The sequence below is a fragment of the Klebsiella sp. B345 genome (assembly GCF_051131735.1).
Lineage (GTDB): Bacteria > Pseudomonadota > Gammaproteobacteria > Enterobacterales > Enterobacteriaceae > Klebsiella.
In genome coordinates this window covers 3,130,291-3,145,255 of sequence record NZ_CP180443.1, presented here as the reverse complement: position 1 = coordinate 3,145,255, position 14,965 = coordinate 3,130,291, and the positions used below count along the sequence as shown (strand labels likewise).

Here is a 14,965-nt window from a genome sequence, read left to right as displayed (position 1 = left end):
CATGTTGAAAATTCTCTTACTGTTCGCGCTGTTGATCGCCGGGATCGTGGTCGGTCCGATTATCTCCGGGCACCAGGGATATGTGCTGATCCAAACCGATAACTACAACATCGAAACCAGCGTCACCGGGCTGGTCATCATTATGATCCTCACGATGGTGGTGTTGTTTGCCATCGAATGGCTGTTCCGTCGTATTTTCCGCACCGGCGCGCATACCCGCGGCTGGTTCGTCGGCCGTAAGCGCCGTCGCGCACGCAAACAGACCGAGCAGGCGCTGCTCAAGCTGGCGGAAGGCGACTACCAGCAGGTTGAGAAGCTGATGGCGAAAAACGCCGATCATGCTGAGCAGCCGGTGGTGAACTACCTGATGGCGGCGGAAGCGGCGCAGCAACGTGGCGACGATGCCCGGGCCAATCAGCATCTGGAACGCGCGACTGAGCTTGCCGGGGACGATCTCATCCCGGTTGAGATCGCTCGCGTGCGTCTGCAGCTGGCCCGCAATGAGAATCTTGCGGCGCGCCACGGCATTGATAAATTGCTGGAAATTACCCCCAGACATCCCGAAGTACTGCGTCTGGCTGAACAAGCCTATACCCGCACCGGAGCGTGGAATTCCCTGCTGGATATCATCCCGTCCATGGCGAAAGCCAACGTCGGCGATGAAGAACACCGCGCCGCGCTGGAGCAGCAGGCCTGGGTTGGCCTGATGGGGCAAACGCTGGCCGACCGCGGTAGCGACGGGCTGCGTGAATGGTGGAAGAGTCAGAATCGCAAAACCCGCAGCCAGGTGACGTTACAGGTAGCGATGGCTAATCTGCTTATCGAGAGCGACGATCACGATACCGCACAGCAGATTATTATCGACGGTCTGAAAAAGCAGTATGACGACCGCCTGGCGATGCTGATTCCGCGCCTGAAGACCAATAATCCTGAGCAGTTGGAAAAAGTCCTGCGTCAGCAGATCAAAACCGTCGGCGATCGTCCATTGCTGTGGAGCACCCTGGGGCAATCCCTGATGCGTCACGGCGAGTGGCAAGAAGCCAGCATTGCGTTTCGTGCCGCACTGAAACAGCGTCCGGATGCCTTCGATTATGCCTGGCTGGCCGATACGCTGGACCGGATGCATCAACCGGAAGAGGCAGCATTAATGCGCCGTGATGGCCTGCTGTTAACCCTGCAGAACAATCCGCAAGCGTAACCGCTCTTTTGCTATCGCCTCTTCTGGGGGCGATAGCGCTCTCCTCAGCACCCGCTTTTTACTCTCTCTTCCTTTCTCTTGCTTCATTCTTGCTGTTGCCATCGGCTGCCAACCCCTGAAATAAAAAAACGCCTGCACTGAAATCAGGGCAGGCGTTAAAACAGGTCTGTTTGACAACAAATTGGGTGCTTCACTCAACGTAATGTCCATGGTGTTTGATGAGGCTAAACGCGACATCTGTCAGTGGACGATAAGCACCATTAAACGGCTCTGCATCATTCCTGAGTTTATGAGGCACGAAGGCGAACATAAGAGATGGAATGAGCATCTACCCGGATATTATCGCACAGGATCGGGGGAAAATGTATCTGTCCGGACAATGAATTGAGACTATTCTGGGCAATACATCGCATCACGATGAGTGAAATATAAATAGCAATATCATGGGGATAGGTGATTTTTCTGCGAGCGCAGAAAACAAAAAACCCCGCCGAAGCGGGGTTCAAAATTGGTCGGCGAGAGAGGATTCGAACCTCCGACCCACTGGTCCCAAACCAGTTGCGCTACCAAGCTGCGCTACTCGCCGATATACTGCTTTTTGAATTTTTAGTTCAATTCTTTAAAGTCGTGGTGCGAGGGGGGGGACTCGAACCCCCACATCCTAAGGACACTAACACCTGAAGCTAGCGCGTCTACCAATTCCGCCACCTTCGCAATTCACAACTCTATCAAATAATGGGGTGGCTAATGGGATTCGAACCCACGACAACTGGAATCACAATCCAGGGCTCTACCAACTGAGCTATAGCCACCACTACAAATCTTTTCACGCGGCCCTGTTGAAACAGTCCACCGCAGCTCAAGCACCGGGTTAAATGGTGCGCCCGACAGGATTCGAACCTGAGACCTCTGCCTCCGGAGGGCAGCGCTCTATCCAGCTGAGCTACGGGCGCTTAGCGCCGTTGCGGGGTCGGATATTACGGACTTCCCCCCCCGCTGTCTAGTGCCTTTTTAAATAAAATTACTGTTTGGTCACGCTTTGTTCATTTTGGCGTTTATTCCGCCGTTTTCTCGGCATTCCCCTGTCTGGCGAAGCCAAAAACCCGATAAATGAGCGTCACCAGGGCGAGGAAAAGAATACCGACGAACAGCGACATACGGGTATCGTCATTAAAACCCATGCCGATCAGCACACAAATCAGAAACGCCATCGTCAGATAGTTCGCCCACGGGAACAGCAGCGAACGGAAAGGATGGCTGGCAATAGCCTCCTGATGGGTACGACGGAAACGGATCTGGCTAATCAGGATCACGAACCACGGAACCATCCCCGGCAGCACGCTGGCGCTGTAGACATAAACGAACACCCGCTGCGGGTTGGGGATAATATAGTTCAGGCAGGAGCCGACCAGCAGAATCAGAATCGACAGCGCGACGCCCACGGCAGGCACACCGTTGCGTGAGACTTTGCCAATAGCTGCCGGCAGCTGGCGGTTCTTCGCCAGCGCATAGAGCATCCGCCCGCAGCTGTACATCCCGCTGTTACAACCGGAAAGCGCTGCCGTCAGCACCACAAAGTTGATAATCCCGGCGGCAGCCGTAATACCTATTTTCGCGAAGGTCAGGACAAACGGACTGCCACCTGAACCAATTTGGTTCCACGGGAAAATAGTGACAATCACGAAAATGGCGCCCACATAAAAAATCAGGATCCGCCACAGGACTTTCCCCACCGCGCTGCGCAACGTGACCTGCGGGTTTTTCGCCTCGCCTGCGGTGATACCAATCAGCTCAACGCCCTGATAGGACGCCACCACAATACACAGCGCCGTCAGGAAGCCCTTCCAGCCGCCGGCAAAGAACCCGCCGTGCTCGCTGAGGTTCGAAAAGCCGATGGCGTGACCGCCGTTGCCGAAGCCAAAGAAGATCACCCCCAGCCCGACGACAATCATCACGATAATGGTGGTGACTTTGATCATCGCGAACCAGAATTCGATTTCACCGTACAGACGCACCGCCGCCAGGTTTGCCAGCGCCACCAGCCCGACGGCTATCAACGCCGGTATCCATTGCGCCATCTCCGGGAACCAGAACTGCACATAGACCCCGATGGCCGTAATCTCCGAGATCCCCACCGCCATCCACATAAACCAGTAGGACCAGGCGGTAAGGTAGCCGAAGAACGGGCTCATATAACGGTGCGCATATACGGCGAATGAACCGGTTACCGGCTCCAGGAACAGCATTTCGCCCATCGAGCGCATGATAAAGAAGACAAATAAACCGGCGATAATATACGCCAGCAGAACGGATGGACCGGCCCACTTAAGCGTACTTGCCGCCCCCATAAATAACCCTACGCCAATCGTCCCGCCAAGGGCGATCAGTTCAATATGCCTGGCCTCCAGCCCGCGCTGGAGTTCGACTTTTTTCTCGGTCATATAGCCTCTTGTGTTTGCCTTGCCTCCGGTTTTTATCCCTCATCCAGCGTGCTGGATGGCGCCGCACAAATGATCGACGCCACGGGGAGTGACAGGTTTGTCACCTTGATTGATCTCCCCAATAGAGTGGTGCATATACCGGTTATTTTTATGAATGGATGAAAGGAAATAGCCCTGCCTGCGCGATGGCACCGGGTGCCCGTCGCGCGTTAAGCATGCAAATGGTTAATGAATTTTGAGGAAATGGCAAATAAAGTATCAGGCGAGTTAACTATTCACGCAGAATATGTACACAAACTCGCCGGACAGCGGTGGAATATCAGAGTTGACCGGTATAATACCAACGTAAATATCGCAGCAGGCGGATCTGTCGTTTAATTCGACTCGGCTGGGATACCAGACGATAAAACCACTCCAGGCCAAGGTTCTGCCAGAACCGCGGCGCCCGCTGGACATGGCCGGTGAAGACGTCATAGGTACCGCCTACGCCCATGTACAACGCCTGGGGATAAACTTCACGGCAGTCACGCATCAGGATCTCCTGGCGCGGTGAGCCCATCGCGACGGTGACGATTTTGGCACCGCTGTCGCGGATTTGCTCAAACAGCGCCTGACGTCGATCGGCGGCGAAATAGCCATCCTGGCTGCCCACGATATTGACGTTCCAGCGAGCACGCAGCTGTGCCTCGGTCTGGGCCAGTATTTCTGGTTTGCCACCCACCAGATAGACCGGTGTGCCCTGCGCGCCTGCGCGCTCCATCAGCGCTTCCCACAGGTCAGCCCCTGCCACGCGCGACACCTGCGCCTGCGGGTATTTTTTCCGCAACGAGCGTACCACGCTGATGCCGTCGGCGTATTTAAACTCCGCGGCCTCAATCAGCGCCCGGACTTCGGGATTGTCCTCAACCGCCAGCATTTTCTCCGCATTGATCGCCACCAGCGTTCCCTGGCGAATCGTGCCGTCGGCGTAAAGATAATCCAGAGCGTGCTGCATATTACGCCAGCCGATAAGTTGTAAGCCTCTCAGCAGATACAACGGCGCCGAAATGGTCTCAGTCATGTTCATCCTTATCTGACCTGAGGTTGTGAAAGCGGTTTGACCCGCCGATGAATCAACCCCGCACTATCCAGCAGCCAGTACAGCAGTTTCGCCGCCAGTAAACAGATGCCAAAGATCACGAGGAAAAACACCACGCGCGAGCCAAACGAATCCAGCCCTTCGCGCGCCAGCACTATCATGTTGAAGATAGCGCCAAAACAGAAGCTATGCAGAATAGCCGCTTTATAGCGGTTAGTTTCCCGGTTGCCCAGCTCATACAGCCAGTCGAACCATTTGATGATAAGCCCAACCGCCACCGCACCCAGCGGCACAAACCATACGCCGCCCATCACCACCAGCGAGCCGATCAGCGTGGGGGAAATAGCCAGGCCAGAGTGGTTGTTCAGCACTTCCCAGGTAAAGTAGTTGGCGGTGTTGAGCACCATCGATGGCCGGCCGTGCCACATCCAGCTGGGAATAAAGACGTAGAAGTCGCGGATCATCGGCGCCAGCCCCTGGAACTCGATCTTATCGTAGTTCTGCAGCAGCAGCGCGAGGTTCTCCCACGGCGAGAAGGTATCGCGGGTCAGGTACAGGAAAGTATAAAACGCTTCATCACCGCTGACGTTCATCCCATAGCGTTTAAGCGCCAGCCAGAACATCCCCACAATCCCCAGGACGCCTGCTGCCGCCAGCATCCACAGGCTAATCCAGCCCCGAATGATGCCGATAAACAAGAAGATAGCGAAAGCGATAATAATGTTGGCGCGGGTACCGCCGACAATCGCGTAGGTCAGCAGGCCGAATGCCGCGGTGCTGATCAGGAAGAAGATCCACGCCTTATAATCCTGGCGCAGGAAGTAGACCACCAGCATCGCCGGGATAAAGAAATAGAAAAATCGCTTCAACGCCACGCCGGAGACTTCACTGGAGAAGATCTGGCTGTAAGAGTTGAGCCGGAACAGCAAGAAGCCGTTATGGGCAAAGAAAATCCCAAGGCATAACAGGGCAATACCCAGCAAAATGCCCCAGGCCAGATGGGTTTCCACGCGGTTCATAGTAAACAGCGGGCGGCGCTGGCTATTGTCTGTGGCCGATCGCAGACGGGTCTTATAGGTCACGTAGTAGACCGCGTAGAAGCACACCGACACCAGCAGCGTTTGCAGCAGCACGTCCGGCGGGGCGACGCTCACATCAAAGCGGAACACCAGAATGCTGGTCAGCGGGAAGCCAAAGAAGAACGTCAACAAAAACAGCAACGAGAAAAACACGTTGAAGTTAAAGCGCACACGGCGAAACTCAAAGTAGGTCAGGGTGGCGATAAACAGCGTCGATAGCAGCCAGACCACCAGCAGTCCGCAAAATGGCATTAATGTCATGAGTTGCCCCCCGCCGCAATCCGCAACGCCTGCTGCCAGCCCGCGAGATAGTTCGGGCGGAAGAAAGCAATCTGGTTCTTATCAACGCCAGCCAGCTGGCGCTGCGCCTCGCGTACGACGGCGACATCCAGCGCATCGCCGGTAAACAGTACCGGGATATGCTGCTCCGTCATATCCTGCCAGAACGGATTCTCCCGGTTCAGTACACAGGGGATACCCGCCTGAATCAACAGACATAATGTACCGATACCTTGCTGGCGGGCAAACAGGAAGTACCCCAGATCGCAGCGACGCAGCAGGTCCAGATAATCATGAAATTCTAGCTTTTCGCTCAGTATCTGCAGGTGCGCGGCGCAGAACAACGCCGCCCCTTCCGCCTGCACTTCGCGAATATAGTCCGCATTGTTTTCCGGGTAGCCCATCGGCAGGATCACGTTCACCGTATCGCCAAACTGCTGATGAATAGCCCGCAACGCCGCAATATGCTCGTTGCTGCGATCGCCCGAATTACCGACCAGAATGGTCAACGTCTGGGACTGCGGCGCGCTATCGGCCAGCGAATTAAGCGCCGGGTCCATACGCGTCGGGAAATAGAGCAGTTCGCCAGGCACGCGCGGATGGCGACGGGCAAACCAGCTCAGATCGCCCCGGGTGGCAAATACGCGCCCGACTCTCCCCTGCGCCAGACGTCGCAGCGGGTAGAACAGACGGAACTTCAGGCTGGACGAATTCTCATACAGATCGGCGCCCCAGATATGCCAGTTAAACTGGGCGGGACGAATGCCGCCACTCAGCAGAGCCAGCCACAGCCCGGTATTAAACTGACCATGGAAAAAAAAGCGCTGCTGCCGATTGGCCTTTGCCTGAGCAATGACCGCCTGCGCCAGTGACTTTTTCCCGGAATAGCAGGTGATCGACAACGCCGGGTACGCCTCGCGCATTCCTGTTGCATCACCGACGACCATAAACAGACGCGCCTGCTCGTCATGTGCGGCCAGTTCGTCGTTAAAAAACCGCAGAACGGTCTGGTTGTGGTGCGGGATATCCGATCCCAGTACATGTATCAGTGCTGTCATGCCCGTCTACGCCAGAGTAAAAACACGCCACTACAAAGGGCGAAATAAACAATATAAGTTGCCATATACGCCTGCGCCGCCCCAATTGCACCATTCGCTGGGATCAGCCAGTGCGAGAAAGCGGTCAGCAGCGTAAACTGGCTGATTTCCGTAAGTATATAAAAGCGCAGTGATGCTTTCGCGATCACCAGATAACCATAAACATAGGCACCCACCTTAAGCACATCGCCCACCAGTTGCCAGGCAAACAGGTCACGCATCGCCGTAAAGCGGTCTGAAAATAGCAGCCAGATGGCAAAGTCGCGTAACAACCAGACGGTTAAGCTCGCCGCAGCCACCGCCGGGAGGACAAATTTTAATGATTTGCCGATCTCGCGGGTAATCGCCGATTTGTCCGTCAATCGCGAGAGCGTCGGCAGCAGGTAAACGCTAAACGATGCGGTAATAAACTGCAGATAGGCATCGGAAATGCTGCTGACCCCTTGCCAGATCCCGACCGCTTCCCAGCCATAGCGCTCCGCCAGCAGATTACGCATCATCACGTAGGCCACCGGCAACGTCACCGAGGTCATCAGCGCCATCAGGGTAAATTTGGAAAGCTGCCCTGCCAGGCCGTTATCCCAGCGAGGCCGCAGCGCGCTGAGCGGAATGGTCCCACGCCGCCATAACACAATGGCCGCCGGCACCACCACCAGCGCCGGTACCAGCGCCAGCCCAAGCAGCGCGCCCTGATAGCCAGCAAAATGGTAGCAGCCATAGTAGGCCACGACGCCAATCAGGCTACCGGCGATCAACGACAGGGCATTCCCCGCCGCATCGCGAAAACCTTTCATCAACGCCAGCAGCAGGTTGGCCCACGCAATCCCCATTTGTACCAGCGCCACAAGGCGAACCAGCCCCTGGTAATGGGTGTGGCCAAACAGCCCCTGACTAATCGGTGCCGCCGCCAGCAGAAAGATAAGTGCCAACAACGTCGAGAAGCCGAGTACCATCGCCGAAGCGGTACCGACCACGTTATTGAGCTGCTGCCGATCGTCATGGTGTTGCGCGACCAGTTTGGTCACGCCATTGAAAATACCCGCACCTGCCAGCACGCCAAGCACGGTGACCAACTGGCGGAAGTTACCCGCCTGGCCAACCCCTGCTGGTCCATAGGAGACGGCCAGCAGTTTAACCACCAGCAGCCCGGCGCCAATTTTAACCAGCGTAGACGCGGCGGTCCACAGTGAAGCTCTAGCCAGCGACATATCAGGAGAAATAGCTCAGGAGCGAGTTAATCACCGTACGCTGGTTGGTCGACGTCAGGTTGTAGAACAGCGGCAGGCGCAGCAAACGCTCGCTTTCCTGAGTGGTGTGACGATCCTCACCGCGGAACTCGCCGAATTGCTCGCCCGCCGGGCAGCTATGCAGTGGAATGTAGTGGAACACCGCCAGGATTTCTGCCTCTTTCAGCCAGGCAATCAGGTTGCTGCGATCGTCGATATCGCGCAGCTTGATATAAAACATATGCGCGTTATGCCCGCAGTCAGCAGGAATGACGGGCAGATCGATGCGCCCGGCCTTGGCCAGCGGCAGCAGCGCGTCGTAATAACGCTGCCATAATGTCAGGCGCTGCTGGTTGATCTGCTCAGCCGCCTCCAGCTGTGCCCACAGGTAGGCCGCCTGCAGATCGGACATCAGGTAGCTGGATCCGATATCGCGCCAGGTGTACTTATCCACCAGGCCACGGAAGAACTGGCTGCGGTTAGTGCCCTTCTCGCGGATAATTTCTGCGCGCTCGATCAGCTGACGATCGTTGATCAGCGTCGCCCCACCTTCACCGCCGGCGGTGTAGTTTTTGGTTTCATGGAAGCTGAAACAGCCGATATGGCCGATGGTGCCCAGCGCGCGACCTTTGTAGGTCGACATCACGCCCTGTGCGGCATCTTCAACCACGAACAGGTTGTATTTGCTGGCAAGGGCCATGATGGTGTCCATCTCGCAGGCCACGCCGGCATAGTGCACCGGGACAATTGCCCGGGTCTTCTCGCTAATCGCGGCTTCAATCTTCGTTTCGTCGATGTTCATGGTATCGCGGCGAATATCAACAAAGACGATTTTTGCTCCGCGCAGTACAAAGGCGTTGGCGGTCGAAACAAAGGTGTAGCTTGGCATAATCACTTCATCGCCCGGCTGGATATTCAGCAGCAGCGCCGCCATCTCCAACGAAGCGGTGCAGGAAGGCGTCAGCAGCGCTTTTGCCGTCCCGAAACGCTGCTCCATCCATTGCTGGCAGCGGCGGGTAAATCCGCCATCGCCACACAGCTTGCCGCTGCCCATCGCGGATTGCATAAACTCAAGCTCGGTACCGACGACCGGCGGTGCGTTAAATGGGATCATGTTGTCACCTGTATAACCAGTACGCGGTGTTTTCCACATTCGCACCGCTGAGAATATAACGTTTAAGCGCGGCGGTATTGCCCATCTGGGTTGCCACCCGCAGTGTAGAGAGTTGACGATGTCTGGCCCAGCGCCGTGCGGCCTGCATCAGTTCAGCGCCGGCACCGCGGCCGGCCAACAGACCAATCCGGGCGTCCGTCTCGTTGAGCTGGCGCAGTGAAACAAACGCGCGAATATCGCCATCGGCGGCGCGAAAAATCAGGCACTGGTTATCAAACGTGCCGCGTACCGCGTTTTCAATCCATTGCGCATAGAACCGGCCGCTGGCGTCCGCCGCGTACCAGGGGGCGCGGAAGCGGCTTTGGGAAAACGCCTGGGCCGCCAGCTCGCGTAACCGGGGAATATCCGCCACGGTCGCCACATCACCGCACGCCCCGTCAGGGGTTCCGACCGGCAGCGCCAGATCGACCTCGCCTTCCACCAACTGGAAGCCCAGCTGCTGGAGAGCATCCAGCTGTTCGCTGTTATCTGCCGCGATCTTTGCTTGCAGACGTGACCAGCCCGCCAACGCTTGCGCGGTCAGCGGTGGGGCATCATCACGGAAACGGACTATCGCACTATGAATGCCAAAGAAGCGATTTTCCCATTCCAGGGGTTCAATACTGGCATGGAGAGACATGAGAGGTATCCCGGACAGGATGGTCAGGGCCAGCGCCAGAAAGACAACGCGGACGGGTGTCGCTGACCAACATTAGACTCACCGCCATACCCCTTTGGTATCGACAATATAGGTCTGCGTCACGCTGTCGCCGCTGATGGCTTTAAACTCATTATGGTCCACCAGCATCACCAGCACATCGGCACCGGCTAACGCATCCTCAAGCAAGGCCAGCGAACACAGGCCATCCAGTTGCTTCGGCAGTTGGTGAATATTCGGTTCAACCACCCAGGTGTCACCGCTGTGCCAATGGGCAATTTGCTTCGCGATAGCCATCGCCGGGCTTTCACGCAGATCGTCGATGTTTGGCTTAAACGCCAGGCCAAAGCAGGCGATTTTTAGTTCGCTGGCGCGCTTATTGCTGGCTGCCAGGCAATCCGCGACCTGTGCTTTCACCTGGCTAATAACCCAGTCAGGCTTATGATCGTTGACTTCACGGGCGGTGCGGATGAGTCGCGCCTGCTGCGGGTTTTGCGCCACGATAAACCACGGGTCGACCGCAATACAGTGCCCGCCAACTCCCGGGCCCGGCTGCAGGATATTGACGCGCGGATGACGGTTCGCCAGGCGAATCAGCTCCCAGACGTTAATCCCCTGCTCGGCGCAGATCAGCGACAGTTCGTTCGCAAAGGCAATATTGACGTCGCGGAAGCTGTTTTCGGTCAGCTTACACATCTCAGCGGTGCGGGAGTTGGTCACCACGCACTCGCCTTCAAGGAAGATTTTGTACAGTTCGCTAGCGCGTGCAGAACACACCGGTGACATACCGCCGATAACACGGTCATTTTTAATCAGCTCGACCATCACCTGCCCCGGCAGAACACGCTCCGGGCAGTAGGCAATATTAACGTCCGCCGCTTCACCGGCCTGCTGCGGGAAACTCAGATCCGGGCGCATTTCCGCCAGCCAGGCGGCCATCTGTTCGGTAGCCCCTACCGGAGAGGTCGACTCCAGAATCACCAGCGCCCCTTTCTGCAGCACCGGCGCAATAGATTTCGCCGCCGACTCCACAAAAACCATATCCGGCTCGTGCTGGTCTTTAAACGGCGTAGGAACCGCAATCAGGTAGGCATCCGCCGCAACCGGCGTGGTCGTGGCGCTTAAATAGCCCTGCTCGACCGCCGTTTTGACGACGCTCGCCAGATCCGGTTCAACGATATGAATCTCCCCACGGTTAATGGTCTCCACGGCATGTTGATTAATATCAACGCCGACCACCCGCTTCTGCCGGGAGGCGAACGCGGCAGCGGTTGGCAAGCCAATGTACCCGAGGCCAATCACTGAAATGGTAGAAAAACTCATAGCGTTACCTGATTTTTATTTTTAAGTGCGGACAAAATACGGTGACATGCCTGGCCATCGCCATAAGGATTATGCGCCCGGCTCATGGCCTGATATGCGGCATCATCTTTAAGCAAATGCATGACTTCAGCAACGATGCGCTGACGGTCGGTCCCGACCAGACGCACGGTGCCTGCGGCTACCGCCTCCGGACGCTCCGTCATGTCGCGCATCACCAGCACCGGTTTCCCCAGAGAGGGCGCTTCTTCCTGAATGCCGCCTGAGTCGGTGAGGATCAGCCAGGCGTTATCCATCAGCCAGACAAACGGCAGGTAATCCTGCGGTTCGATCAAAATCACGTTATCCACGTGGCCGAGAATACGATTTACCGGCTCGCTGACGTTCGGGTTCAGGTGAACCGGATAGACAATTTGTACTTCGGGATGGCTGGCGGCAATCTCTGCCAGCGCCTGGCAGATTTGCTCAAACCCACGACCGAAGCTCTCCCGGCGGTGGCCGGTGACCAGAATCATCTTCTTACCATTCGCCAGGAAAGGGTAACGCTGCATCAGCGTAGTACGCAGCGCTTCATCGCCCAGCGCCCGATCGCGAACCCAGAACAGCGCGTCGATCACCGTATTACCGGTCACCGTGATCTGGCCCGGCGCGATGTTTTCCTTCAGCAGGTTTTCCCGCGAAGTTTCCGTTGGCGCGAAGTGCCAGGTCGCCAGGTGCCCGGTCAACGTACGGTTGCCTTCTTCTGGCCAGGGTGAGCTCAGGTCGCCAGTACGCAGACCGGCTTCAACATGCCCGACCGGGATCTGCTGGTAAAAAGCAGCCAGGCTCGCGGCCATTGTCGTGGTGGTATCGCCATGAACCAGCACGACATCGGGTTTAAACGACTCCAGAACCGGCTTCAGCCCCTCGAGGATGCGGCAGGTAATTTCAGTCAGGCCCTGACCTGGCTGCATGATATTGAGGTCATAATCCGGAACAATAGAAAAAAGTTTTAGCACCTGATCGAGCATCTCGCGATGCTGCGCGGTGACGCACACTTTGGCCTCAAAGTGAGGATCCTTTGCCAGTGCGTGAACCAGAGGTGCCATTTTGATGGCTTCGGGTCTTGTGCCAAATACCGTTAGTACTTTCACATCGATTCTCTTCGATTAGGTGATGAAGTCCATTTGCCCTTCATCACTGGACCCGGCGACGCGATAATGCAACGCCTGCGCCAATGAGCGCCCCTACGATTCCCCACATCACCATAAGGAATACACGCCGCGGGCTATCACGTTTTACAGGTTCTTCCGGCGTACGCAAATACCGGTAAGTCTGAAAACGTGGGTCTAAGGTTGGCCCTACGTTGAGCGTATTCAGCATGGCACGACTTTGGTCATAGTCGAGATCGTATTCCGGACCAACCGCCTGCAAATTTTCCAGTCGTGCCTGCAGCATCGGCCTGCCGAGTAAAAACAGTTCGGAATCCGGAAGCTGGTCCGCCGGAACATCCGTTTCGCTACGGGAAATATTGTGCTGCTGTGCAACTTTCAACGCCTCTTCCACGCTGTGGGTGCGGCGGTTGAAAATTTCGCGCGCCACTTCCTCCTGGCGTTTCACCTGCGCTTTCATCTGTACGGTACGTGCCGCCCAGGCGCCGCGCAGTTCATCGTTCAGATGCCCTGCTGCACGTTGGCTGGCGAACGCGACGTACTGGCGCAGCAGATTATTGGCATCCGGTGCGGTTTCCGCCGTCAGCTTCACGCTGTCGTTAACGTTTTTCAGCGGGTCGCCGGGCATAAACTGAATGTTATTGATCAGCTCATCCAGCAGCGCGGCATCGGCCCGGGCATTGCCCGACTGACGCTGCTTGTAGTAATCCGTCTGCAACCAAAAATCGCGGCGGGTATCCCAGGAGCCCTGCTGCATGATGAACTCTTTGTAGGCCTGATCCATCGCCGAAGGCTGGTCGACCGGCACAAGATTGGCTTTGATATCCAGATTGCGTAAGAACTGCTGCTGAGAATAGTAGCCACCCAGCATATTGACGGTGGGCCGATCGGTTATCGCCGTTGCACTCCACTCCTGGCGAGCAAAGAAGGCATAAACCAGAACGATCAGCGCAAATAGCACGGCCATGCCGACTATCCAGATTTTTCCTGCCCATAAGGCGCGAAACAGCCCGCGAATATCCAGCTCATTCTCAACGTTCACTGCTTGTGCTCCCGGTAATGGTTGAGTCATCACGTCCCCAGTTCTACTTGGTTAATTTTGGATTATTGCCGCTGTGCCGCCGAATTCTACGTCTGATGCGTTTAACCAGTCGCGCCACTTTCCATGCGCGTTTAATGCAGTAGCCATAAAGGAAAAAGGCCAATAAAAAGAGGATTAACATCACCCATTCAGGAACGATGCGGGTGTATTCCGCCGCCACGCCCACCAGCGCCAGTATTGCCGCTGCCAGAGTAATCAGTACAAACGCTTGCCGGGAAGTAAACCCGGCACGCATGATCAAATGATGAATGTGCTGGCGGTCCGGAGAGAACGGACTCATCCCCTTACGCAGGCGACGATACATAATCGCCACCATATCCATGAGCGGAATCGCAATAATCCACAGCGCGGTCACTGGGCTGATCGGGTGCGTTTTGCCCTGGGTAGTTTCCAGCAGAATCCAGATAATGGTGAAGCCAATCATGGTGCTGCCAGCATCACCCATAAAGACTTTATAACGACGGCCAAGAGCGCCGAGGTTCAGTAAAATATAGGGCAAAATGGCGGCTATCATCGCAAAACACCACATTGCCAGACTGTACTGGCCGTCGAACCACAGAATAATACCGGTGGCGGCGAAGGAGACCGAGGACAGACCACCGAGCAGGCCGTCGATGCCATCGACCATATTAAACGCGTTGATCGCCGCCCACACGGCGAAGAGGGTGAGGAAGAAACCAAACGGGCCAAGGACCAGCTCCCACGAGCCGAAGATAAAGCCCAGACTACTCAGATGCAGGTTTCCTGCCGTCATCATCACGACGGCAATGGCGGCCTGGATAACCGCACGAATTTTTACGCTGATATCAAACCGGTCATCCAGCGCCCCCACCAACACAAGGATCCCAGCGCAGGCCAGGTATAAGGAGGCATGGGGAATGTAATAATCGGCGATAGCAAAGGTAAAACAAATGCCGGCGTAAACTGAGATGCCACCCACTAACGGAACCAAACCCTGGTGCCGTTTTCGATAGTTAGGTTTATCCACTAACCCGACTTTTTTTGCCGCTTTGCGAGCAACAAAAATAAAAAGGGTAGTGAATAAAAAAATACTGATTAATTCAGTAATAGCAGTGAGTAAATTCACAACACATGTGCTCTCAGCATGGTTAATCCGGGAAGTATAACGACGATGTCTCAACTCCTGAAGGGGTAAAGCAGAACATTACAAATTTATTGTATA

12 protein-coding genes and 4 tRNA genes are annotated in these 14,965 nt (G+C 55.9%); 1 reads left to right on the top strand and 15 read right to left on the bottom strand.

Features of this window, described 5'->3' with window-relative positions:
- Position 1 precedes the first annotated feature (1 nt).
- On the top strand, positions 2-1,198 hold the full coding sequence (gene hemY, locus ACMYSO_RS14790) for a protoheme IX biogenesis protein HemY (protein ID WP_123758117.1): 1,197 nt from the start codon (positions 2-4) through the stop codon (positions 1,196-1,198).
- Between the two features lie 509 nt (positions 1,199-1,707).
- On the opposite strand, the gene ACMYSO_RS14785 is transcribed toward hemY, so the two are convergent.
- From ACMYSO_RS14785 to wecA, 15 genes are all read right to left on the bottom strand, one after another.
- Positions 1,708-1,784: transfer RNA gene (locus ACMYSO_RS14785), tRNA-Pro, on the bottom strand.
- Positions 1,785-1,826: 42 nt separating this feature from the next.
- Positions 1,827-1,912, bottom strand: a tRNA-Leu gene (locus tag ACMYSO_RS14780).
- Between the two features lie 22 nt (positions 1,913-1,934).
- Positions 1,935-2,010, bottom strand: a tRNA-His gene (locus ACMYSO_RS14775).
- A 64-nt stretch (positions 2,011-2,074) separates the two neighbouring features.
- A tRNA-Arg gene (locus ACMYSO_RS14770) sits at positions 2,075-2,151 on the bottom strand.
- Between the two features lie 102 nt (positions 2,152-2,253).
- Complete coding sequence (gene thrP, locus ACMYSO_RS14765) at positions 2,254-3,639, bottom strand: bifunctional threonine/serine APC transporter ThrP (RefSeq protein WP_434665516.1); 1,386 nt, start codon at positions 3,637-3,639, stop codon at positions 2,254-2,256.
- A 319-nt stretch (positions 3,640-3,958) separates the two neighbouring features.
- Positions 3,959-4,699 (bottom strand): lipopolysaccharide N-acetylmannosaminouronosyltransferase, encoded by a 741-nt coding sequence (gene wecG, locus ACMYSO_RS14760; RefSeq protein ID WP_434665515.1) that lies wholly within the window; start codon positions 4,697-4,699, stop codon positions 3,959-3,961.
- Positions 4,700-4,707: 8 nt separating this feature from the next.
- Positions 4,708-6,057 carry an ECA oligosaccharide polymerase gene (gene wzyE / locus ACMYSO_RS14755; RefSeq protein WP_434665513.1) on the bottom strand — a complete coding sequence of 450 codons (1,350 nt, stop codon included), beginning with the start codon at positions 6,055-6,057 and terminating at the stop codon, positions 4,708-4,710.
- On the bottom strand, positions 6,054-7,133 hold the full coding sequence (locus tag ACMYSO_RS14750; protein WP_434665510.1) for a TDP-N-acetylfucosamine:lipid II N-acetylfucosaminyltransferase: 1,080 nt from the start codon (positions 7,131-7,133) through the stop codon (positions 6,054-6,056). The genes wzyE and ACMYSO_RS14750 overlap by 4 nt, the downstream gene beginning before the upstream one ends.
- Complete coding sequence (wzxE, locus tag ACMYSO_RS14745; RefSeq protein ID WP_434665509.1) at positions 7,130-8,380, bottom strand: lipid III flippase WzxE; 1,251 nt, start codon at positions 8,378-8,380, stop codon at positions 7,130-7,132. The genes ACMYSO_RS14750 and wzxE overlap by 4 nt, the downstream gene beginning before the upstream one ends.
- A gap of 1 nt (position 8,381) precedes the next feature.
- Positions 8,382-9,512, bottom strand: a complete 1,131-nt coding sequence (rffA, locus tag ACMYSO_RS14740) for a dTDP-4-amino-4,6-dideoxygalactose transaminase (protein ID WP_434665506.1) — start codon at positions 9,510-9,512, stop codon at positions 8,382-8,384.
- 4 nt (positions 9,513-9,516) lie between these two features.
- Positions 9,517-10,191, bottom strand: a complete 675-nt coding sequence (gene rffC / locus ACMYSO_RS14735; RefSeq protein ID WP_434665504.1) for a dTDP-4-amino-4,6-dideoxy-D-galactose acyltransferase — start codon at positions 10,189-10,191, stop codon at positions 9,517-9,519.
- Positions 10,192-10,269: 78 nt separating this feature from the next.
- Positions 10,270-11,532 carry a UDP-N-acetyl-D-mannosamine dehydrogenase gene (gene wecC, locus ACMYSO_RS14730; RefSeq protein WP_434665502.1) on the bottom strand — a complete coding sequence of 421 codons (1,263 nt, stop codon included), beginning with the start codon at positions 11,530-11,532 and terminating at the stop codon, positions 10,270-10,272.
- Positions 11,529-12,662 (bottom strand): non-hydrolyzing UDP-N-acetylglucosamine 2-epimerase, encoded by a 1,134-nt coding sequence (gene wecB, locus ACMYSO_RS14725; RefSeq protein WP_434665500.1) that lies wholly within the window; start codon positions 12,660-12,662, stop codon positions 11,529-11,531. Before wecB ends, wecC begins: the two co-directional genes overlap by 4 nt.
- A gap of 43 nt (positions 12,663-12,705) precedes the next feature.
- Positions 12,706-13,752, bottom strand: coding sequence for an ECA polysaccharide chain length modulation protein (wzzE, locus tag ACMYSO_RS14720; protein WP_434586907.1), 1,047 nt, complete (start codon positions 13,750-13,752; stop codon positions 12,706-12,708).
- A gap of 13 nt (positions 13,753-13,765) precedes the next feature.
- On the bottom strand, positions 13,766-14,869 hold the full coding sequence (gene wecA, locus ACMYSO_RS14715; protein ID WP_434586908.1) for a UDP-N-acetylglucosamine--undecaprenyl-phosphate N-acetylglucosaminephosphotransferase: 1,104 nt from the start codon (positions 14,867-14,869) through the stop codon (positions 13,766-13,768).
- Between the last annotated feature and the right edge of the window lie 96 nt (positions 14,870-14,965).

Bases quoted from the DNA above. Each gene is read 5' to 3' on its own strand.
- hemY (WP_123758117.1), top strand. From the start codon at position 2: ATGTTGAAAATTCTCTTACTGTTCGCGCTGTTGATCGCCGGGATCGTG.
- thrP (WP_434665516.1), bottom strand. From the start codon at position 3,639: ATGACCGAGAAAAAAGTCGAACTCCAGCGCGGGCTGGAGGCCAGGCAT.
- wecG (WP_434665515.1), bottom strand. From the start codon at position 4,699: ATGACTGAGACCATTTCGGCGCCGTTGTATCTGCTGAGAGGCTTACAA.
- wzyE (WP_434665513.1), bottom strand. From the start codon at position 6,057: ATGACATTAATGCCATTTTGCGGACTGCTGGTGGTCTGGCTGCTATCG.
- ACMYSO_RS14750 (WP_434665510.1), bottom strand. From the start codon at position 7,133: ATGACAGCACTGATACATGTACTGGGATCGGATATCCCGCACCACAAC.
- wzxE (WP_434665509.1), bottom strand. From the start codon at position 8,380: ATGTCGCTGGCTAGAGCTTCACTGTGGACCGCCGCGTCTACGCTGGTT.
- rffA (WP_434665506.1), bottom strand. From the start codon at position 9,512: ATGATCCCATTTAACGCACCGCCGGTCGTCGGTACCGAGCTTGAGTTT.
- rffC (WP_434665504.1), bottom strand. From the start codon at position 10,191: ATGTCTCTCCATGCCAGTATTGAACCCCTGGAATGGGAAAATCGCTTC.
- wecC (WP_434665502.1), bottom strand. From the start codon at position 11,532: ATGAGTTTTTCTACCATTTCAGTGATTGGCCTCGGGTACATTGGCTTG.
- wzzE (WP_434586907.1), bottom strand. From the start codon at position 13,752: ATGACTCAACCATTACCGGGAGCACAAGCAGTGAACGTTGAGAATGAG.